This window comes from Aquirufa echingensis (assembly GCF_042714525.1).
Classification (GTDB): Bacteria; Bacteroidota; Bacteroidia; order Cytophagales; family Spirosomataceae; genus Aquirufa; species Aquirufa echingensis.
Map to the genome: position 1 here is coordinate 40916 of NZ_JBBKYA010000001.1, position 19040 is coordinate 59955.

The 19040-nt window shown below is 42.6% G+C and carries 20 protein-coding genes; 7 read left to right on the plus strand and 13 right to left on the minus strand.

The window, feature by feature from the left end; translation table 11 throughout:
• Window positions 1–20: 20 nt before the first annotated feature.
• The 3 genes from SKC38_RS00200 to SKC38_RS00210 form a co-directional block, all read right to left on the minus strand.
• On the minus strand, window positions 21–1100 hold the full coding sequence (locus tag SKC38_RS00200) for a Fic family protein (protein WP_377974091.1): 1080 nt from the start codon (window positions 1098–1100) through the stop codon (window positions 21–23).
• A gap of 78 nt (window positions 1101–1178) precedes the next feature.
• Complete coding sequence (gene hemN / locus SKC38_RS00205) at window positions 1179–2534, minus strand: oxygen-independent coproporphyrinogen III oxidase (RefSeq protein ID WP_377974092.1); 1356 nt, start codon at window positions 2532–2534, stop codon at window positions 1179–1181.
• Between the two features lie 200 nt (window positions 2535–2734).
• Entirely contained in the window at window positions 2735–4129 is a 1395-nt protein-coding gene (locus SKC38_RS00210) for an alpha-L-fucosidase (RefSeq protein ID WP_377974093.1), read from the minus strand.
• A gap of 71 nt (window positions 4130–4200) precedes the next feature.
• Between SKC38_RS00210 and SKC38_RS00215 the strand changes: the two genes are divergently transcribed.
• Window positions 4201–5163, plus strand: coding sequence for a zinc-binding alcohol dehydrogenase family protein (locus SKC38_RS00215; RefSeq protein WP_377974094.1), 963 nt, complete (start codon window positions 4201–4203; stop codon window positions 5161–5163).
• 27 nt (window positions 5164–5190) lie between these two features.
• Here the strand turns inward: SKC38_RS00215 and SKC38_RS00220 are convergent, their stop codons facing one another.
• Window positions 5191–6819, minus strand: coding sequence for a carboxylesterase/lipase family protein (locus SKC38_RS00220; protein ID WP_377974095.1), 1629 nt, complete (start codon window positions 6817–6819; stop codon window positions 5191–5193).
• Between the two features lie 45 nt (window positions 6820–6864).
• Window positions 6865–7164 carry a helix-hairpin-helix domain-containing protein gene (locus SKC38_RS00225; protein WP_377974096.1) on the minus strand — a complete coding sequence of 100 codons (300 nt, stop codon included), beginning with the start codon at window positions 7162–7164 and terminating at the stop codon, window positions 6865–6867.
• On the opposite strand from SKC38_RS00225, the gene SKC38_RS00230 reads away from it, so the two are divergent.
• Window positions 7163–8251 (plus strand): glycosyltransferase family 4 protein, encoded by a 1089-nt coding sequence (locus SKC38_RS00230; protein WP_377974097.1) that lies wholly within the window; start codon window positions 7163–7165, stop codon window positions 8249–8251. The two genes, SKC38_RS00225 and SKC38_RS00230, sit on opposite strands and share 2 nt — an antisense overlap.
• Here the strand turns inward: SKC38_RS00230 and SKC38_RS00235 are convergent.
• Entirely contained in the window at window positions 8237–9427 is a 1191-nt protein-coding gene (locus SKC38_RS00235; RefSeq protein WP_377974098.1) for a glycosyltransferase, read from the minus strand. The two genes, SKC38_RS00230 and SKC38_RS00235, sit on opposite strands and share 15 nt — an antisense overlap.
• 233 nt (window positions 9428–9660) lie before the next feature.
• On the opposite strand from SKC38_RS00235, the gene SKC38_RS00240 reads away from it, so the two are divergent.
• Window positions 9661–10389: a hypothetical protein gene (locus SKC38_RS00240; RefSeq protein ID WP_377974099.1), complete on the plus strand. Its 729-nt coding sequence runs from the start codon at window positions 9661–9663 to the stop codon at window positions 10387–10389.
• A 37-nt stretch (window positions 10390–10426) separates the two neighbouring features.
• Here the strand turns inward: SKC38_RS00240 and SKC38_RS00245 are convergent, their stop codons facing one another.
• On the minus strand, window positions 10427–10702 hold the full coding sequence (locus SKC38_RS00245; RefSeq protein WP_377974100.1) for a hypothetical protein: 276 nt from the start codon (window positions 10700–10702) through the stop codon (window positions 10427–10429).
• Between the two features lie 142 nt (window positions 10703–10844).
• Window positions 10845–11165 (minus strand): DUF6370 family protein, encoded by a 321-nt coding sequence (locus SKC38_RS00250; protein ID WP_377974101.1) that lies wholly within the window; start codon window positions 11163–11165, stop codon window positions 10845–10847.
• 57 nt (window positions 11166–11222) lie between these two features.
• On the opposite strand from SKC38_RS00250, the gene mscL reads away from it, so the two are divergent.
• Complete coding sequence (gene mscL / locus SKC38_RS00255; protein ID WP_377974102.1) at window positions 11223–11594, plus strand: large conductance mechanosensitive channel protein MscL; 372 nt, start codon at window positions 11223–11225, stop codon at window positions 11592–11594.
• A gap of 2 nt (window positions 11595–11596) precedes the next feature.
• Here mscL and SKC38_RS00260 read toward each other — a convergent pair whose 3' ends face one another.
• Together SKC38_RS00260 and SKC38_RS00265 are read right to left on the minus strand one after the other, a co-directional pair.
• A complete protein-coding gene (locus tag SKC38_RS00260; RefSeq protein ID WP_377974103.1) occupies window positions 11597–13105 on the minus strand; it encodes a carboxylesterase/lipase family protein in 1509 nt (502 codons plus the stop codon).
• Complete coding sequence (locus SKC38_RS00265) at window positions 13102–13836, minus strand: LOG family protein (RefSeq protein ID WP_377974104.1); 735 nt, start codon at window positions 13834–13836, stop codon at window positions 13102–13104. Before SKC38_RS00265 ends, SKC38_RS00260 begins: the two co-directional genes overlap by 4 nt.
• Window positions 13837–13936: 100 nt before the next feature.
• On the opposite strand from SKC38_RS00265, the gene SKC38_RS00270 reads away from it, so the two are divergent.
• Together SKC38_RS00270 and SKC38_RS00275 are read left to right on the plus strand one after the other, a co-directional pair.
• Window positions 13937–14656, plus strand: coding sequence for a pirin family protein (locus SKC38_RS00270; RefSeq protein ID WP_377974854.1), 720 nt, complete (start codon window positions 13937–13939; stop codon window positions 14654–14656).
• Between the two features lie 5 nt (window positions 14657–14661).
• Window positions 14662–14928: a hypothetical protein gene (locus SKC38_RS00275; RefSeq protein WP_377974105.1), complete on the plus strand. Its 267-nt coding sequence runs from the start codon at window positions 14662–14664 to the stop codon at window positions 14926–14928.
• Here SKC38_RS00275 and SKC38_RS00280 read toward each other — a convergent pair.
• The 3 genes from SKC38_RS00280 to SKC38_RS00290 all read right to left on the minus strand — a co-directional run bounded on the left by SKC38_RS00280 (window position 14925) and on the right by SKC38_RS00290 (window position 17657).
• On the minus strand, window positions 14925–15779 hold the full coding sequence (locus SKC38_RS00280) for a ThuA domain-containing protein (RefSeq protein ID WP_377974106.1): 855 nt from the start codon (window positions 15777–15779) through the stop codon (window positions 14925–14927). The two genes, SKC38_RS00275 and SKC38_RS00280, sit on opposite strands and share 4 nt — an antisense overlap.
• An 86-nt stretch (window positions 15780–15865) precedes the next feature.
• Window positions 15866–16309 carry a DinB family protein gene (locus SKC38_RS00285; protein ID WP_377974107.1) on the minus strand — a complete coding sequence of 148 codons (444 nt, stop codon included), beginning with the start codon at window positions 16307–16309 and terminating at the stop codon, window positions 15866–15868.
• A gap of 91 nt (window positions 16310–16400) precedes the next feature.
• Window positions 16401–17657, minus strand: coding sequence for a DUF2264 domain-containing protein (locus SKC38_RS00290; protein ID WP_377974108.1), 1257 nt, complete (start codon window positions 17655–17657; stop codon window positions 16401–16403).
• Between the two features lie 164 nt (window positions 17658–17821).
• On the opposite strand from SKC38_RS00290, the gene SKC38_RS00295 reads away from it, so the two are divergent.
• On the plus strand, window positions 17822–19040 hold a 1219-nt coding region (locus SKC38_RS00295), incomplete at its 3' end, for a hypothetical protein (RefSeq protein ID WP_377974109.1).

Sequence of the window (19040 nt, forward strand, 5' to 3'; positions counted from 1 at the left end):
AAATGCACAAAATTTACTAATTAAAAAACCAACTCGTATCGCGCTGATCTACCCGCACCTACTGGCGTAAATATCTGCATAGAAACGAGCTCTTGAAGATCACGCGATGCAGTGGCTCTGGAGGTTCCTGATATGCCCACATATTTTCGCACATTCATGCCCCCAAGAAATGAATCTGGTCCATCGAGCAACATTCGATTAATGACCTTACTCTGACGATTATTTAGTTTGTGTTCAAATACGGCGAAAAAATGCCATTTGGAAATAGTAAACTGAATCATTTTGTCGGCATAAGTTTGCGCCTCCAACAACATCGTTATAAACCAAGTAACCCAATCCGTAATATTTAGACTCTTTTCTGCTTGTTGGAGTCTCTGATAATATGCCTTTTTATTTGCCTCAATAGCCTTTGAAACACTAAAAGGCAAAGGGCATTGCAAACCCTGAGAAAGTGCTTTCTCTACGATGGCCCGACCGATTCGCCCATTCCCATCTTCGAATGGATGAATTGCCTCAAAATACAAATGGGCCACAGCCGCCTTAACAGGTGCAGCTGTAATATTGCATTCGTTAAACCAAGCAATAAACTGTTTCATTTCTTTGGGGACACGAATGGAAGGAGGTGCTTCGTAGTGAACCTTGGGCTGGGCAACAGATCCCGAAACGATTTGCATGGGCGCTTCATCTGTTCTCCACGCTCCAGCTTGAATTGATGAAACATTTCCCATCAAGAAACGATGCCAATGTTTTAAATGAGCTTCCGTCAATGGTTCATTGTAGGTATTTCGCACATCCAACAGCATTGCACTAAGTCCGATACTTTGTTTGTTTTTTATTGTGTGATGTGTAGCCAAGCCCAAATTTCGGCGAACTGAAGACATGATATCCAATTGGCTGTAATATTCCCCCTCAATCTCAGAAGTCTTCAGAGCCTCTGAAACCATTAATTGTATCATCATCTCTGTCCGATCCACTAGAGGTAAGGCAGCTAATTTACCACTCAATTCGCCCGATTTCTGCATAAACGCGAAGATTTGCGACTCGATAGCAGTCGTGTCAAATTCAAAATGAGGCCAGGAATCTCGTTGCCAGTTGTACATCGTGAGGCGATTAATAAGTATAATCGACTCAAATATAGTTAAATTTTGAGGCGATTAGCTAAATTAATCGCCTCATTTTTACACCGCCTGACTGAAAGTCTTTTTCTGAACTTCGGCTGTGAGTAATTTGAGGTCAAAGGCCTTACAAATATTTCGAATAAAATGTTTCCCTAATTCCGTGACGATTAGGCCATGCTCGCCCCAAGTCACGAGCTCATCCAAGGCCAATTCATCGAGTTCATGAAAAGTATATTGGCGGAGTAATGCCAAATCCTCTTTAGCAAAATGAGTCTTGCCACGGCAGGCCACATCAAGAATATAGTGCCGCATTTTTTGATCAACTTCATCCAAGAAATAGCCCTTAAATACCGCTAACTCGCCCTGATTAATTTGTTCGTAATATTCCTGAATCGTCTTTTTATTTTGGGCAAATCCATAATAGATATCGCTGATACTCGAGACACCTAAACCTAACAGCATGCCGGTTTGTTGGACCGTATAGCCCATGAAATTGCGATGCAAATTTCCTGCTTCATGTGCCTGAACCATTAAGTCGCCGGGCAAGGCAAAATGATCCATCCCAATATCCGTATAACCCGCTTCCATGAAACGTTTTTTTCCCTTTTGATACAGTTGCATTTTTTCATCCGCCGATGGCAAGTCGTTTTCATCAAAGAGCCGCTGGGCCTTACTCGTCCAGGGCACATGCGCATACGAATAGAAAGCAATACGATCAGGCTTGATTTCCAAAGCATCTTGAATCGTTTTTTCCAAACGCGGCAAGGTCTGCAAAGGCAAGCCGTAGACCAAATCTAAATTCACGGATTCATAGCCAATCTCACGTGCCCATTGAACCACTTGGACGACATGCGCGTGCGGCTGAATTCGATTAATTACTTTTTGGACTTCCGGATTACTGTCCTGCATGCCAAAGCTCACCCGATTAAATCCGAGATCAAATAAGGTTTGTAAGTGTTCGCGGGTCGTGTTATTCGGATGGCCTTCAAATCCAAACTCATGATCCGACGGGACCACGGCATCCGCCAAAATACATTCAATCAAATGCTTTAAATTCTCAGGCGAAAAGAAGGTAGGCGTACCACCGCCTAAATGTAATTCACGAATCACAGGTTTATGAGGCATCATTCCTCGGTAAATTTCCCATTCCTTCAACAAGGCTAACATATACGTTTCCTCGACCGAATGATTCGTGGTAATTCGCTTATTACACCCACAAAAAGTGCATAAACTTTCACAAAAAGGAAGATGCAGATATAGGCTTATCTCGCCGCTTTCTTCAAAGCGTTGGGTAAATAAGGATTTCCAAGTTGGGACATCTATCGTCTCATCCCAATACGGAACCGTCGGATAGGACGTATACCGCGGGATGGGGACATTGTATTTTTGAAGTAAGTCGAGAGATACCTGTTGCATAGTTTGCAAAGGTAAAAGCTAGCGTGGCGGGCAAAAATGATATACGTCAGCTAAACTGGTAGAGACGCATACCTCGCGTCTATTTTCACCGATGGGTTACGAATGCCCTCAAACAAATACTTCAAAAAATCGGCGCGATAATGCGCCTTAAACTTTGGTAAACCTTAAAGGATTGCCAAAGGGGCTTCGCGTCACTACAATTAAATCCCTCCCGAAATCTTAAACACCCAGGCATATTGACACGGACTATTTCCCGGCGTAATCGCTGGAGGTACAATGCTTAACGTGCCATTTTTAAAGCTCGATTTGATTGCAACATGAGAACCCAACAAACTCACGGAGGCAGGTTTTTTAATTCCTGCTACCTGCAATGCGGCCGTTGGGAATTCCGTCGAAATCAGATATAAATCCTTGCCTTTTTGCGTGAAATATTGTTTGCTCGCAGGCGTAACTTTCGGTGCGTTCGCCCATTTGCGTGTGCCGTAAATCCCTTCCCCATTCACCTTTAACCAAGATCCAATATCGGTCAAACGTTGTTGCATAATCACCGGAATCCGACCATCGGCCGTTGGCCCAATGTTCAACAATAAATTCCCGCCACGAGCCACTTTATTAATCAACATGTGTACCAACTGCTCCGAACTCGAATAGTCTTCCAAATTTTCATTTCGGTTATAGCCAAAAGAGCCCGCGATACCTCGGCATTCCTCCCAAGGTTTGGCGAATTCGATTCCATTTGACGTATCTTCTCCGTGTACAAAATCATATTCTGTCGTGTAAAATCCGCCATGTTTAGAGCGGGTTTCTTTACCCCAACGGTCATTCACGACAACATTTTGCCGAACCGGAGAGTCTGTATAAAGCCAAGATAAAAACTCCGTACTACGCAATTTATCTGACGTATAATCCCATTCGCCATCCGTCCAAACCAAATCCGGATGGTAAGTATTCACCAAATCCTTCAATTGTGGAAACATGTGTTGGTCTATGTATTCATTCAACGTCTCCTTTTTATACAAGGGATTGTACCATTCGAGCAGCGAATAATAATAACCCATTTTGATGTTTTTGCTTTTGACAGATTTGGTCAGATCGCCCAACAAATCTCGGTGCGGACCCACATCTACGGCATTCCAATTCCAAGATTGCTTTGAGGGCCAAAGAGTAAAACCCTCATGGTGTTTGGAAGTCAAGACCACATACTTCGCACCGGCATTTTCGAATAATTGAGCCCACTCATCTGGCTGAAACATTTCGGCTTTAAAATGTTGGGTAAAGTCTTGGTATTTCACATTGGGACCAAAGGCCTTGTTATGAAAATCAGTAAAAAAATGCTGCGTTTTATTCGGCTCCTGCCAGCGGCGCCAATACCATTCCGCATAGCGATCATAGACTCCTACTTTATCGCGTGCTGAGGGACTATAAGCCGGCACAGAATACAAACCCCAGTGGATAAATATGCCAAATTTGGCATCTTCGAACCAAGCAGGAACCGGTCGGCTATCAATGGATTCCCAATTTGCCTGATAGGCTTTTTGACCAAAAAGACTCCCAGAAATCAGACAAAGGCACAAAAATAAGTATTTGATTTTCATATGGTTTAGCATAAAGAAGGGTAAGTTAATTAAAATTGCTAAATTCAAAAATCTAAACCTTTGGAAACCTGATGCAACAATGGATCTGTACCCAACCGGGAAGTTTTGAATTACAAGAAGCAGAAATTCCCCACCGCCCTGTCGGGTTTTCTCTTTTACGCACGCAGGCGATAGGGATTTGTGGGACCGACATCCATGCGTTTGCGGGGAACCAACCCTTCTTTCAATATCCAAGGATTCTAGGACATGAATTAGCCTTGGAGGTGGTGGAGTCGGAACAATTTCAAACGGGCGAGTTCGTGACAATCATCCCCTATTTTCATTGTGAAGAATGCGGAGCATGTCGACAGGGGAAAACAAACTGCTGTGAAAAAATGCAAGTATTTGGGGTGCATGTTGATGGAGGCATGCGCGAATACATCGTCGTGGAAGACCGCTATATTTTAGCTGGGAATGGGCTTTCGACTGAGGAACTTGCACTGGTAGAACCCTTGTCCATCGCTGCCCATGGACTGCGGCGTGGAAAAATTCAAGCGGGCGAAAAGCTACTCGTTATGGGTGCTGGGCCGATTGGTTTATTCACCATTTTGCTCGCCAAAATCCAAGGGGCACAGGTTGAAGTGGCGGAACCGAATGCGGCGCGTTTGGCATTTTGTGAAGAGCATCTAGGCGTCCATTCGTCCACTCAAACGCATTACCAAACGGTCATCGATGCGACGGGCAATAAAGCTGCCATCGAGTCGGGATTTGCAAAAATAGCCCACGGTGGGCAATACATTTTGATCGGTTTACAAAAGGAGGCTATCTCATTCATTCACCCAGAATTTCACAAACGCGAAGCGACCCTAATGAGCAGTAGGAACGCCACGACCGAGGACTTTAGCTATGTCATGGACATATTACGATCGAAGCAAATTGATATAAAACCCTTTATCACGCATCGCTTTGAATGGCAAAAGGTAGGTGAAGAGTTCACGAGCGTTCATGACCCGGCCAGAAAAGTCGTTAAAGCCGTCATTCATGTAAAAAATTAGGGCGAACCTTTCGATTCGCCCTAAACCTTATTTCATGTATTCTTTATCCAAGAACAGGTAGCGCGCATCGTTTTGCGCTTTTTCTGCTTTGGAATTCGTATCCAGAATCATCACGGGAGGCGTTGCATCTCCCGCTTTGGCAGCTGGCCATTCTGGCAATTTTTCGCCATTGGGATTAAATGTTTTAACAAAATTTGTAAAGTAATTAAACATAGTGTCAGAAACCTTAAAGTCCTCAGAAGTCCAAGCATATTCTTTCACTAAATGCAAATTGCCCATCGCATATTCAATCTCACATGCGTGTGGCGCTCCTACCGCTGGCGGAGGCGTTTGCGCTGGGCCTTCACGTCTAACCGTACCTCCGGCTAAAGCCGAAACGGTATTTTGATCAACCAAAGGAGGACGCAATTTGCTATATAAGTAACGGTAAACCGGTTGGCTACTATTATTGCGGTGTAGATCAAACCATTTCCATGTCGAATAAACGATGAAACGGTCTGCGGCTAAGGCAGTTGCCGACAACTCTACTTCTTTTTCAGAATGTGCAGGGTAAAGACTTAAGACTTTATCCACATCGTTAGGATATTCCTTTTTCACACGTTCGATGTAATTTTCAACCGTGTAAGGTTTGCCTTGCATGAAAGCGCCACCTGGGATTTCAGCTGAGTTCCAACCAACCAAAAGAGGAATTTGATGTTGTTCTTTAGATGCAAAAATTTCAGGTAATTTCTTTGGTAGGAAGTTGCCGTCAACAACGACAGGGAAACCGAAACGCTTTGAATCTTGGTAAAGCTCGAAAATATCTTTCGTCGACATAGCACGCAATTCCTTGATGGATTTAACACCCGCCTTTTGCAAGAATTCAGCGCCATTTTTCTCTGCATCTGCTAATGAAACAGGCGCCATGGTTGGATTAATGCCGCCACCACTTTCGCCAATCGCAGCATGGATCAACCCTTTAGAAAGTGGAGAAGACATTTGATAACTCACGGCAATCGAACCTGCTGATTCACCTGCAATGGTTACGTGATTAGGATCACCACCAAAAGCCGCAATGTTCTTTTGAACCCATTGCAAAGCCGCTAATTGGTCATAATATCCATAGTTTCCAGATCCTTTGTATGAAGTTTCCGCGCTCAATTCCGAATGCGCCATGTTACCGAAAATATTCAAACGGTAGTTGCAAGTCACAACGACTACGCCTTTTTTCGACATGCTTTCGCCATCATAACGTGGCTCAGAACCGTCCCCAGCAACATTACCCCCACCATAGAAATAAACTAATACGGGTAGATTTTTGGTATTTCGCTTTGCCGGCGTCCAAACATTTAGGTATAAACAATCCTCGCTCAAGCCTTCTGAACGAGACATCATATCTCCAAATACAATACCCTGCATCGGACGAGGACCGAATTTCTTCGTTTCCTTCACACCTTTCCAAGGAGCTAAAGGCTGAGGCGCCTTCCATCGCAACTCACCCACCGGTGGTTTCGCAAAGGGAATCCCGAAATACTTTTGAACACCCGTTTTGGTATCAAAATTTCCTTCGATCACGCCATGTTGGATCGTCGTTTGAACCGGGAATAAATTGATTGATTGAGCAGACGCCCAAGAACACAATAGGCCCAAGCCCACTGATAATAATGTTTTTTTCATGTGTAATAGGTTTATATTGTCACAGTTTGATACAATAATACAAGATTAGCGGAGTGTTTCCAATTTTTTTAGTGCATTTGGGCCTATGCCGTGGCTATTACGCAAGGTTTGTTCATCCTCAGCGTTCAACTCCTCCACCGTATAGATTGATAAATTGATCAGCGCGCGAAGAGCCGGCTGACTCAAGCCGAGTGCCAATATCGCAGGATCACATTTACGAATCTGTTCCTGATACCAGGCTTGCGATTGAACATCTGCATGCAAAGGACAAGTCGCCATGATTTTTTGATTTTGTACGAATTTAGCCAAAAAGCCCGTAGCTTTGCAAACGACTCTTGCCAGCATGCGGATATTAATCTTACATAATTTATTGTGGTCACAATACAAGTCGGTGGTTTTCGAAAAAATCGCTCAGACCTGTTCCCCAGATGACGAAGTATTGGTCGTGCAAACCGCCATTACCGAAAAGGGGAGGGAAGATTTAGTGGATTTTGATGTGTCAACTTTTCCTTATCAATATCCATTTCAACTACTAAACACAATTCCACTCCAACAGGCATCCCCGGTTAAAACAGCCATTTCCTGGTTAAAGATTGTCTTTCAATTTAAGCCCAATATTATAAATCTTACAGGCTATAATGAATTAGGAACCTTGCCAGTTTTATTATTCGCGAAATTCCTGGGTATCAAAACAATTATTACGATTGAGTCTGTGGCTCACCTAGGAGGTCGATTTAGTGCATTAAAAGGAATTTATAAGAAACTCGTTTACTTCCTGATTGATGGAGTATATTCATACGGCTTAAATACAAATCGGTTCCTTTTTGAACAAGGCGTTCCTAAATCCAAAATACTTGCTTTCTTGAATGCGTTTGATCAAGCCAATTTTAAATTAAGTGGACATCCGAAAAAAGATGAGAAGCCATATTTACTTTATGTAGGAAGATTGTCTCCCGAAAAAAATATCGATGCTTTAGTTGAGTTGATGAATGAAATCGATCAAGAATTAATCATCATTGGAGATGGGCCTGAACGTAAAAGGCTTGAAAAAATAAGTGGCAAAAATATCCAATTTCTAGGTGCAATAGCGTGGTCTAAACTTCCCAACTACTATGCCGAGGCAGCATGTTTATTACTACCATCTACATACGAACCTTGGGGAATGGTAGCAAATGAAGCGCAAGCCTTGGGAAAACCTATCATATGTACAGCAGCTTGTGGATGTGCAAACGACTTAGTCATTAGTGGATTTAACGGACTTGTAGTCTCTGATTTTAGGGCTGAAAAAAAACAAATCATTGATTTTATACATCAGCTTCCTGAAAATAAGTTGGCCTATGAGCAATTCGCCCATCGAAACAATCAGGTGTTTGCTGTTGACCGACTTAGCTTGGAAATGCTAGCAGGGATGCGAAAATTAGTTAACCATTAAAAAGGGTCGTAACTGCCCGCGAACAACTTCTTCCGAATAATTATCTTTCGCAAATTTTGCACCAGCCAAACCCAAAGTGAGCCTTAATTTCTCATCATTCAATAAGGACTTTAATCCATTTAAAAGACCGTCTGTTTCGGAAGAAAAAACATGTGCACATTTTGCCGCTTGTAATTCTGAGGAAATTCCTACTTGGTCTGAAATTAGAACCGCTGTTTCACATAGCATTGCCTCAACAACAGCCATGCCAAAATTCTCGGAGAGCGAGGGTAACACGAATACATCTGCATCTCGCATAAGTGAAATCCCATCTTCCTGATTCAAAAGGCCCGTAAAAATTACATGCGCACCTAAGCCTTTTTCATTGATCGTATCACGTAATAGTTTGGCATATTCAGCATCCTCTCCTCCTGCAATAACATAAATAAGCGATGGATATTCCGAGACTAATTTGGGCAAACAGGAGAGGACAAAGTGGATTCCCTTTTTGGGGCTAACCCGACCATAATGAACAAGTAGCGGCGCATCCTGTTTTATTTGATATTTACTTCTAAATAACCCTTTTTCAGGAAGTTGTAGAAAAGGTTTTATATCGACAATGTTGGGCAATATGGCTGCACGCAAAGGCAACTTTAAGAATGCGACAACTTTTTCTTTTTCATCGTAGGTACTAAATAGCACGTGAGATGCACGCTGCAGCATTTTTCGAACGTATACGGCTAAAAAGATTCGTTTGATTTTAGACGATTTAAGACCTATCGTTTCTGGATATATACTACCATGGGGTATTACAACGAAGGGTTTGTTGTACAAGACACATATCAGATAACTTATCCAAATTGGAAAGTTCCAAACGGCTTGCAACACCACCAAATCAAATCGCTTGATGTGCTTTAATAACCAAAATATATGTCCGGGAGCAAAGGTAAAATGCGAATAACCAAAATATCGAAATCGCCATATAGGGTAAGAAAATTCTGATTGATCAGATATTCCTAAAAGCATATCCGCAATTTGAGCGGGTTCCAAGCCCTGGGTTGTTGTTAGCACTTCTACATCACAACCCAAATCTACAAGTGCCTTTGAAAAAGTAAGATTGGTAAAAATAGGTCCGCCAATAGATATTGCTGGATAATAAGCGGGCGAAACCTGAAGTACCTTTTTGGCCATTTTCATAGCCTAAAATTAGTTTTAATTTAGGATATTTCAATTCGCTTAATTTTAGTGGCCATATTAATTTTAAATACCAAAAACAAGAGCTCCCTTACGCAATGCTTTCAATTTAGCTCATAAAATCAACAAAAGCATAGAAATGAAGCTTGATGCTATTTTTTGATTAATCAGTAGATTTGACTTATTTACTTTAAAGCTTTGTAGATTTGCAAAGAAACAAAACCGCTAAAAATCACATGTATAATTCATTCAAATGGATAGGCATTTGCTTATTCCTTTCTTTCGCAGCTGTAGGCCAACAAAATTTCTTCAACGTTCCAAGCTCAGATATCACGCCGCGTAACAGAGTATTTTTCCAACAACAATTAAACTTTATTCCCAATGGCGTCCAGTCGGGAAGTACCTTTTGTTACGGGCTTGGTCATAACGCTGAAATTGGATTTAATGTAATGGGCGTTAATTATGACTACCAACAAAAATTTGTCGCCAATCATACCGAACAACCCTATAATCCTTTTTTCACCCTCAATGCGCAAAAAAGTTTCCAATTACATGAAGACTTCAAAATTGGACTCGGAGCTCAAGCAGGCTTTACGCAAGTTGGCCAAGGGGGCACCTATCTTTACGGAAATGGAGTATATGTAAACGAACATACGCATACCAAATGGGTAAGTGGACTTTACTATACCACTGATAATTATTTTGGACCGGAATCACGCAATTTTGCAGAAGATGGCGCACTGAAATCGCTAGGAATCCAACTGGGTGTAGAGCAAAATATTTGGGAGGAACGACTATTGTTTCAGGCCGACTTTATCAGCGGGAAACACAGTTTGGGGGAAGTGGTGATTGGAGGGGCGTATTATATGAGCAAGCACTGGGTGCTATCCGTGGGGATTCAGATTCCCACATTCAATAGTCAATCTCAACCAGCTTCTGTATTTGAGTTAACCTTCGTGCCTTAAATGTAAGCCTTGCTGGTCTCCCAACAAGGCTGTAAAATTACTTTTTCTTTTGAACTGCCGAAGGAGCGGGTGTTGCTACAGCGCTATCCAAACGTGCATTTTTCGCCATATCTTTTTGAAGACTATCGATTGACGCGATGATGAATTTTACTTGCGCATGTGGCAAATTACTTTGATCAGCAATGGCCTTGATGTTATTCAAATTATTCCAGTGGTAATTCACGGTTGGTTCTGGAATGCGCATCGTGATGAATTTATCTGCGGCAAACGAAAACAATGCTACCGAAGCAGCCAATACTAAAATCTTTTTCATAAAATTTTTTAACTAGGATGAACTTTCAAATGTACTAAATTACTTGAGTAAAATAATGCTTTTAAAGCCTTTAGGACATGTTATTTAGTTTGTTGATGAAGTTTAATACTGAAACGCCACCCGATATTCGCGTGGTGTTTTTTTATTTCAATAATTCGAAATACGTAGCAACAAAGAAGCCATTTTCAACTTTGCCTTGAACGCGAGCCTTACGGACAGCCATGCAAAAACCATCGGCTGCATGGGCATCACCATGGTCGTCTAATCCTGTCCCCTTCACCTCATAGGCAATATCATCTTTTTTGACCGCTAAAAAACATCCTTTTTTTGCCATCTTGAAATTACAAGAACCGCAAGAAGCCGCTAAGGTATCAACAGGTAAACTCGGATTAATTTTTCCGAAAGGCTTTTGAGCCATGCTCGCAAACGAGAGTAGTAAAAATGCGACTAAATAGTTTTTCATGATGTGTATTTTTGTGCAAAATAAGCGATTATCTTTGAGTGATAAATGATTTCTCGCATGAATTGGATAAAAGAGTTTAGGGCCTTCGCCATCAAAGGAAATGTCATTGAATTGTCAGTCGCCGTCGTTATCGGAGCTGCATTCTCTAGCATCATTAATTCCCTCGTTTCTGACATCATCACGCCGTTAATCTTAACGCCTGCGATTGAAGCTGCGGGCGTTGCCGACATCGACAAACTGTCTTGGGGTGCCGTAAAATATGGCAAATCCCTCGCAGCCATCATTCAATTTGTCTTAATTTCCCTCGTTCTTTTCGCCATCATCAAGGCCATCAACAAAGTCAATTTAGTTGATGTACCCAAAGAGGAAAAGAAAAAAGACCCCCAAGTGGAACTGCTCAAAGAAATTCGCGATTTGCTGAAAAAGTAAACCTATTGAGCAATTAATTCAAGCGCTTTAGCATTTTTCAATGTTGTAGCCCTTGTTTCCACATCCAATTGCATCATGTTATTCTCGGCTTGAAACCGTGGCCAAACTGGCAAACCTTTTCCATTTGGATTCCCCGTTTTGGCAAAATTGACCCAATAGTTCGACATGTAGTTGGCAAGTTGGCGATCAATCGCCTGATATGGCCTCCGCACTTTCGCTAGATTATCATAAGCATAGGGAACCTCGCCCGTATGGAATGCACCATTCTGAGTTTCTGGCGTATCGCCAGGAATCTGCCGATTGAAATTATAGAGGTAAACGGGAGATTTCCCATGTTTCATTTGTGTTTTGGCCCAGAAAAATACGCCTGCCCCGAAGGTCTCATCCCGACTCAAATTTCGCTGAGAAATCGCTGCCTCTGCGTCCGTGGATGCGGGATAATAAGTCAACATTTCTGTCGCTTTAGCGCCATATTTTTTCGCTAGTATTTGTTGGTATTCCTGCGCAGGCAACCACCGATTACTAACAACATCCTCCGAATTCCACCCTATAAGTAAATCCACATCATTCGCTTGTTGGCTCTCATATGCCTGAACCATATTCAAGGGCTCTACATAGCCATCCAAATAAGGGGACGATAAACCACCTAGAGCTGCTAATATTTCACTGGCCGATTTAGCTCGCATGGCTTGGAGATTTTCTGCTCCTAATTTGGTTGCAAACGCTCCGCCAGTCGCCTCCGCTGCTGCTTGGTTCGTCGCAGGACGCAAAGGACTCGAAAGCATGGCGCTTCCGCTCTCCGCAATAGCGCGCTTGAAAAGCCCTTTGGCCAAAGGTGATGCGCATAAATAGTTCACGGCAAAGGCACCGGCAGATTGCCCCGCAATGGTCACCTGATTCGGATCTCCACCAAAAGCGGCGATGTTCGCTTGGATCCATTTCAGCGCCGAAATCATATCTAAAAGACCATAATTTCCTGATACGCCAGCTGCTGACTCCTTGCTAAGCTCCGGATGCGCTAGGAAACCAAAGGTTCCCACTCGGTAATTGATACTAACAAAAACGACACCTTTCTCGGCAGTTGCAGCACCATCATAAATAGGACAAGCAGCACCTCCGCTACGGAAACCTCCTCCGTAGATATAAACCAGAACCGGCTTGGGTCCCTTTTCTTTTGAATCGTTCCAAACATTTAAATACAAGCAATCTTCGCTAATGGGTTCCTTCGGAATTAAATATTCCTCCGACCAAACCATAAAAGGTTTTGGCTCCGCTTGCATGGGACTTGGTCCATAAGCTTTCACGGATTTTACTCCTTGCCAATTCGCTAAATCCTGCGGGGCTTTCCAGCGTAAATCTCCCACAGGTGGCTGCGCAAATGGAATACCCAAAAAGCGATGGATAGATCCGAATTTTTCCCCTTCCACAACACCTTTTTGGGTCTTCACTTGAACCGACTGCGCCACACCGCTCACAGCGAAAAGGCAAACAAAAATCAGACTTAGTTTCATTTTCTTCGTTTTATTTTTCTTTCTCCTAAAATCCACAAAGGTTTATCTAAATGAGCATGTTTTTCGGGTGCTCGCTCGGTAAAATTTCGGATATGCTCCACCGCCTCTGCAATATCATCCGTGAATAAGATATGTTGGAAATCCGTTGACCCAACCGTCGCTTCTTTAATCAACGACTCGAAATAACGCATCAATTGTTCGTGGTATTCCAGCCCCATCACCACGACAGGGAAGTTTTTCATCTTACCCGTTTGAATTAAAGTAATCACTTCAAAAAACTCATCCAAAGTACCTAGGCCGCCCGGCATGATGACAAAACCAGACGAATATTTTCGTAGCAATTCCTTTCGCACAAAGAAGTAACGAATATTGACCATGCGGTCCAAATACGGATTAGGATGTTGTTCAAAGGGAAGTTCAATGTTACAACCGAGTGACAAGGTTCCCGCATTTTTGGCACCTTTATTCGCCGCCTCCATAATACCAGGGCCACCACCCGTCATGATTGCAAAACCCTCATTTCCCAGCAGCCCAGCAAGTTCCTCTGTTGTTTGATAATAAACATCATCTGGCCCAAATCGAGCTGAACCGAAAATGGTGATGCAGGGGCCAACAAAATGTAGGTTTCGAAAACCTTTGATAAATTGAAATAAAACTTCCAATGAGAATAAAAATTCTTTCCAGCGGGAACGCGGACCGGCTAAAAAAGCGTTTTCAGAATTGTTGTTCATTTGTTAAAATAAGTTTCCTTCAAAACTACGCCTAAATTCCACATTTTAACCGCAACCAATTTAAATTAATACTAGCTTTACTAAAATTAATCCGTCAATGATGAAATCTTATGAGTTACATGCAGCTGATTCCCGCGGAGCCGCGAATCATGGCTGGCTTCAAAGTTATCACACCTTTAGTTTTGCCAACTACCATAATCCTTCTCGAATTCATTTCGGGGCATTGCGCGTGCTAAATGACGATACCGTTTCGGGCGGAATGGGTTTTGGCCAACATCCCCATGACAACATGGAGATTATCAGTATCCCGCTTGAGGGAGATTTGGAACATCAGGATAGCATGGGGAATAAGGCGGTGATCCGTCACGGGGATATCCAAGTAATGAGTGCCGGAACAGGAATTTACCACAGCGAATACAATCGAAACAAAGACGCAACTGTTAAATTTTTGCAGATTTGGGTATTCCCAAACAAGAAAAATGTGACGCCGCGGTATGATCAAATTACGCTGAATGTTGCCGACCGCCATAATCAATTGCAACAAATTTTATCCCCGAATGCAGAAGATGCGGGCGTTTGGATTCACCAAGATGCTTGGTTTCACATGGGAAAATTTGACCAAGGGATTGAGACGAACTACGCAATCAAAAAAGCAGGGAATGGGATCTATGCCTTTGTGCTTTCAGGAAGTTTTGAAATCGATGGCCAAACTTTATCGCCACGCGATGGATTAGGTATTCGCGGGGCTGAATCGTTTGAACTCAAAGCCTTGACAGCCGACGCAGAAATTTTGTTGATGGAAGTACCGATGCAAATTTAATAAATATGAAAACTGTCGCAGTCTTCGGGGGAAATGCAGATATCGTCGCCATATTGGTCCGATTAATTAATCAGTATGATGCGGCGGAAGCGGTGTCTTTTCCGACAGTCGAAGAACTGTTAATCGGCAACTTTGATTTGCTCCTATTAAGTTCCAGTGTTTCGGAAACTGACGAGGCATTGATCCGCGCGCAAGTAAGCCAACCGATCATCCAACATTATGGAGGCGGAAGTGGATTATTGCGCGCGGAGTTATTGCCTTATTTGGACTAGTTCTTTTGGATGCTCCAGGCGATGCCTTCTTCAATAAGTTTCAGGTAATCTGGATTTTTCCAAACGGCCGCCGAGTGACCCATGGAAGTGTAAAATGTTTTTCCTTTCCCCACTTCACGGTACCAAGCCACGGGGTGATTTGCGCCCATGCCAAAGTTCTTATCAGTCGTCCAAAGAATATTTCCATTCGGAATAATCTTGTCTCCATTGATGGAATATAGGACTTTCACATCTTTGGGTTGATTAAAAAAGACATACCATTCGTCGGTATTGCTCCATTGTTTCACCAAGTTTTTCGAAAACAAGGAATCGACATTTTCCGACATGCGCACATCGGCTTGTTGGAACTGCGGATTCAAAGGATGATGGGAAAATTTAGCCCCTAAGAGATTATTTTCATACCATTCCCAGCGGTGAGAATCATCGCCCGCTCCATGAATACCCATCAACGAACCACCTTCTTCCACATATTTTTCCAGCGCGGTTTGTTGGTCGTCATTCAACACACGTCCCGTGGAATTATCAAAAATCACCAAACTGAATTGCTTCAATTGTTCGGGATTAAAGACCCCGCCATCGGCCGTTTCATAGATAAAATAGTTGTGCGATTTCCCAAGCTCTTTCAAGAGAGGAATGGAGGCGTCGATAGATTCTGCGTGACGGAAGCCTGTGGTTTTGGTGAAGACCAAAATGGCAGGCTGATTTGCAGGAAATTGAATCGCGGGTTTTTCTGTTTCGTAGCTGACCGGGAATCCATATTTCACTTTATACATAAAGGTTCCCATGGCAACGGAAAGCAAGAGGATGATGCTGAGGAAAGTCCAGCCGAGAATTTTAAAGAATTTTTTCATGTGTTTATCAGTTTAGTTTTCAATCATGTCATTTTTCCCCTTTACCTTTGGCAAACCTCCAAGGTTTGCCAAAGGTAGTAGAGGCATTAGGTATTTAGTAGCCTACGATGGTAATTTATTTGGCCTAAATGATACGCTAAGTGTGTCTCCAAATGGATAAAAATATAACCGTTCGTTTTGTCTTCATCAAAGATTCGAATCGGGTAAGTATCTCTTAATTTTTCCACTGGGAAATCCCGCAACACCTGAAGTACGATGGGATGAATTTCATCCAACATCTTCAATAATGTCGTTCGAGGGATATCTCGCGCGGTGAACTCCAACGGTCGGTCGCGGACATAGCCCGTGTTCGCATAAACTGCGCCAAAAAACGTATTGAGATTCCCCATCAGGTGCAAGAATACATTTCCTCCCGGATTATTGATACCGTCTGCTATTTGCCAAATACGGGCTTCTTCACTATATGATTCAATCTCTTTTCGAAGGGCTTTTAAATCCCGATCGTATAAGGCAATAAGTTCTTGTAGCATATTTTTTATCAGTTTATTAGTATGGATTTTATTCCCGCACCACTACCTTTGGCAATCCTCCAAGGTTTGCCAAAGGTAAGGGGGGTGAAGCTTAATAGTCGACCGCATAATCTTTCGGAAATACCTGTCCCGTCCACGCCTTTTTCTGTGTCCAATCCGCATCAGGATCCGCCCAAAATGCATGATTTGCTGGTAATCCCAAAGGCAAAAAGGCCGCAGAGGTCAAATACATACTGCCCGTATTGGAATAAGAATCTGCAAGATTTGCTTGATTCGCTCCCACCAAACCCAAGGTCAACCAACCATCTCGATCAAAGGTCGACGAAACAAAAACGCGCCTAAACACCGCCGTCAAGGCCGAACGAACTTGCGCTAAACTCACGCCTTCGGGCAAGGCATTTTCTAGGGCCAGTTTCGCAAGCGGTTGGAAAAGCCCCACGCGATAGGTCGACGAGCGGCCAACCACCAAAAATGTTCCTTCGGGGGAAATATATCGTTCTTGAAAACTCGCATAGCGACGCATCCGCTTGTAGGCTAAATCAAAATCGGCTTGAGATAAACGCCCTTTGGCCAAATTAACCCGCATGACATCGATCAACATGGGATGAATCACGAAGCCATTATAATGATCAAAATGAAATTTCTCACCATCCTTGTACCAGCCATCCCCGACATACCAAGATTGGATTTTGGCAATCGCCTGATCGATTCGCGCGGCATCAAAAGGCTTCCCGATATAAAGTAAAAAGCTCTCAATCGTGGCGGCAAACAGCACCCAATTATTATTAGGCGGCGTGATTTGTCGGATTGTCGTAAACTCTCGAATGTATTTCATTTTCGTCTCCGCAGACAGCGGTTCCCACAAGGCCTCCGGAGCTATTAGAAAAGCTTGTGCGATAAAGGCAGCATCAACGAGGGGTTGTTTGGAAGTAGGCGAACCCCAATACAAATAATCAGGGCTTAAGGGATCCGCGGCATGCTTGAGGGACGCTAAGGTTTGTTCCTTCATGCGCTTGCGAATATTCGTTTCTTCGCGGGCCGTGGCCGAACTAACATCATCCGGCAAAGCTAAAAAAGGTCCGATCCCAATCAATAATCGGCCAAAAGCCTCCATGTAAGCCACATCTGAGGCGCGATGATCCCAGGTAGGGCTGTAAGCAATGATCATTTTTTTGCGCAGCTCCCCCTTAGACATATTTTTCAAAATGGGGGCGGCAATTTTGTCGAGTAGATTTACCCAATAGGCGCGGTCAGAATCCACTCGGTTAGATTTAAATCTATATGACAGTAATCTGGAGCTAAAGCCCAAAAACGAGGTTTTTAATAGGAATTTTCGACGTGTATTCAATGTGATGATTGATAAAAAATGTGTTCAAAAAAATATTTCTATGACTTGTTCAACCCGTTTGGCGATACTAGACTTCGTAATATTGGACTCGAGATTCAAAAATATAATGGTCCAATATTATTATTTATTCCGCTAAAACCAAGTCAATCCAATTAAGCTATCGAATGAAAAAAATTCTTATCCTGTTACTTATCAATTTAATTAGCTCCGTTGTTTTAGGGCAAACCAAAGGACTAAACTTTCAAGCTGTTATTCAGGATCCTAAGACTCTAGACATTCCTGGACAAAAAATAACCGGCCAGCCCTTGATTAATAGTAAGGTGTGGTTAAAATTCGACCTCATAAATAGCCGAGGAGAATTGGATTACTCCGAAATTCAAGCCACAAACACCGACGAATTTGGTCTAGTGAACCTTACAATTGGACAAGGAACCAGTCAAGGAATTGTAACGAATAGTTCAGTAACAACTAAATATTCAAGTTTTCAAAATATAATTTGGGATTCCAACGTGAAAAAACTTGCTGTAAGTGTCAGTTTTGACCAGGCTAAAACCTTTTCACAAGTAAGCATGCAAACTTTAAGTCATACAGCATATGCTTTGTATGCTGAATCTGTTGAGTATAGAAATGTTGCGGGTGCACCTACCCAATTATCTGAATTTACGAATGATGTAGGCTACCTAATTCCAAAGGACTTAAATCCATTACAAAATAAAATTCAAGAAGTCCAAGCGAATGCCCAGGGTCAATTTTTATTAGTTAACCAACGCATTTCAACTGTTGATGAGCAATTAACTAGTCAATCTAAATCCATTTCTCAACTTAAAAGTTCTGTGGAAGACCAAAATCAAAAATTAGTTGACCAGCAAAATCAAATCCAAAATAACCAAAATCAAGTCCAAGGGCAAATTAGTAACCTGACCGTTCAAACGAACAATACACAAAATAGTGTAAATAATTTAGGAGGAACCTATGAATCGTTAGGTAACAAGTCGGTAGACGTCAACCTTGGCGGGGCAAATCCATCGAATGACCTATATCCTAGCCAGCGAGCAACCAAATCATATGTTGACAATTCAATCTATCAAGCTGTGGGGTCTGGTGTGCCAGATGCAACAACCTTAGCTGCAGGTAAAATTCAATTAGCAGGAGATTTAGGTGGAACTGCTGCAACTCCGACCGTACCTGGATTGGCCAATAAAGAAAACTTGAGTAATAAGTCGATTAGCGTTTCAACAGATGCGACTTCAGACACTAAATATCCAAGTGTCAAAGCCGTAAAAGATTACGTCGATTCTGCCACACAAGGTGTAGCTTTGCAAACAACCGTTGCAGGAAAAGAAGATGTAAGTAACAAATCTACTGCTACGACTTTAGGTACTG

Excerpts from the sequence above, each read along its gene's own strand:
- SKC38_RS00200 (WP_377974091.1), bottom strand. The coding sequence starts at position 1,100 with ATGTACAACTGGCAACGAGATTCCTGGCCTCATTTTGAATTTGACACG.
- hemN (WP_377974092.1), bottom strand. The coding sequence starts at position 2,534 with ATGCAACAGGTATCTCTCGACTTACTTCAAAAATACAATGTCCCCATC.
- SKC38_RS00210 (WP_377974093.1), bottom strand. The coding sequence starts at position 4,129 with ATGAAAATCAAATACTTATTTTTGTGCCTTTGTCTGATTTCTGGGAGT.
- SKC38_RS00235 (WP_377974098.1), bottom strand. The coding sequence starts at position 9,427 with ATGAAAATGGCCAAAAAGGTACTTCAGGTTTCGCCCGCTTATTATCCA.
- SKC38_RS00215 (WP_377974094.1), top strand. The coding sequence starts at position 4,201 with ATGCAACAATGGATCTGTACCCAACCGGGAAGTTTTGAATTACAAGAA.
- SKC38_RS00220 (WP_377974095.1), bottom strand. The coding sequence starts at position 6,819 with ATGAAAAAAACATTATTATCAGTGGGCTTGGGCCTATTGTGTTCTTGG.
- SKC38_RS00240 (WP_377974099.1), top strand. The coding sequence starts at position 9,661 with ATGTATAATTCATTCAAATGGATAGGCATTTGCTTATTCCTTTCTTTC.
- SKC38_RS00265 (WP_377974104.1), bottom strand. The coding sequence starts at position 13,836 with ATGAACAACAATTCTGAAAACGCTTTTTTAGCCGGTCCGCGTTCCCGC.
- SKC38_RS00250 (WP_377974101.1), bottom strand. The coding sequence starts at position 11,165 with ATGAAAAACTATTTAGTCGCATTTTTACTACTCTCGTTTGCGAGCATG.
- SKC38_RS00275 (WP_377974105.1), top strand. The coding sequence starts at position 14,662 with ATGAAAACTGTCGCAGTCTTCGGGGGAAATGCAGATATCGTCGCCATA.
- SKC38_RS00260 (WP_377974103.1), bottom strand. The coding sequence starts at position 13,105 with ATGAAACTAAGTCTGATTTTTGTTTGCCTTTTCGCTGTGAGCGGTGTG.
- mscL (WP_377974102.1), top strand. The coding sequence starts at position 11,223 with ATGAATTGGATAAAAGAGTTTAGGGCCTTCGCCATCAAAGGAAATGTC.
- SKC38_RS00230 (WP_377974097.1), top strand. The coding sequence starts at position 7,163 with ATGCGGATATTAATCTTACATAATTTATTGTGGTCACAATACAAGTCG.
- SKC38_RS00245 (WP_377974100.1), bottom strand. The coding sequence starts at position 10,702 with ATGAAAAAGATTTTAGTATTGGCTGCTTCGGTAGCATTGTTTTCGTTT.
- SKC38_RS00270 (WP_377974854.1), top strand. The coding sequence starts at position 13,937 with ATGAAATCTTATGAGTTACATGCAGCTGATTCCCGCGGAGCCGCGAAT.
- SKC38_RS00280 (WP_377974106.1), bottom strand. The coding sequence starts at position 15,779 with ATGAAAAAATTCTTTAAAATTCTCGGCTGGACTTTCCTCAGCATCATC.
- SKC38_RS00285 (WP_377974107.1), bottom strand. The coding sequence starts at position 16,309 with ATGCTACAAGAACTTATTGCCTTATACGATCGGGATTTAAAAGCCCTT.
- SKC38_RS00225 (WP_377974096.1), bottom strand. The coding sequence starts at position 7,164 with ATGCTGGCAAGAGTCGTTTGCAAAGCTACGGGCTTTTTGGCTAAATTC.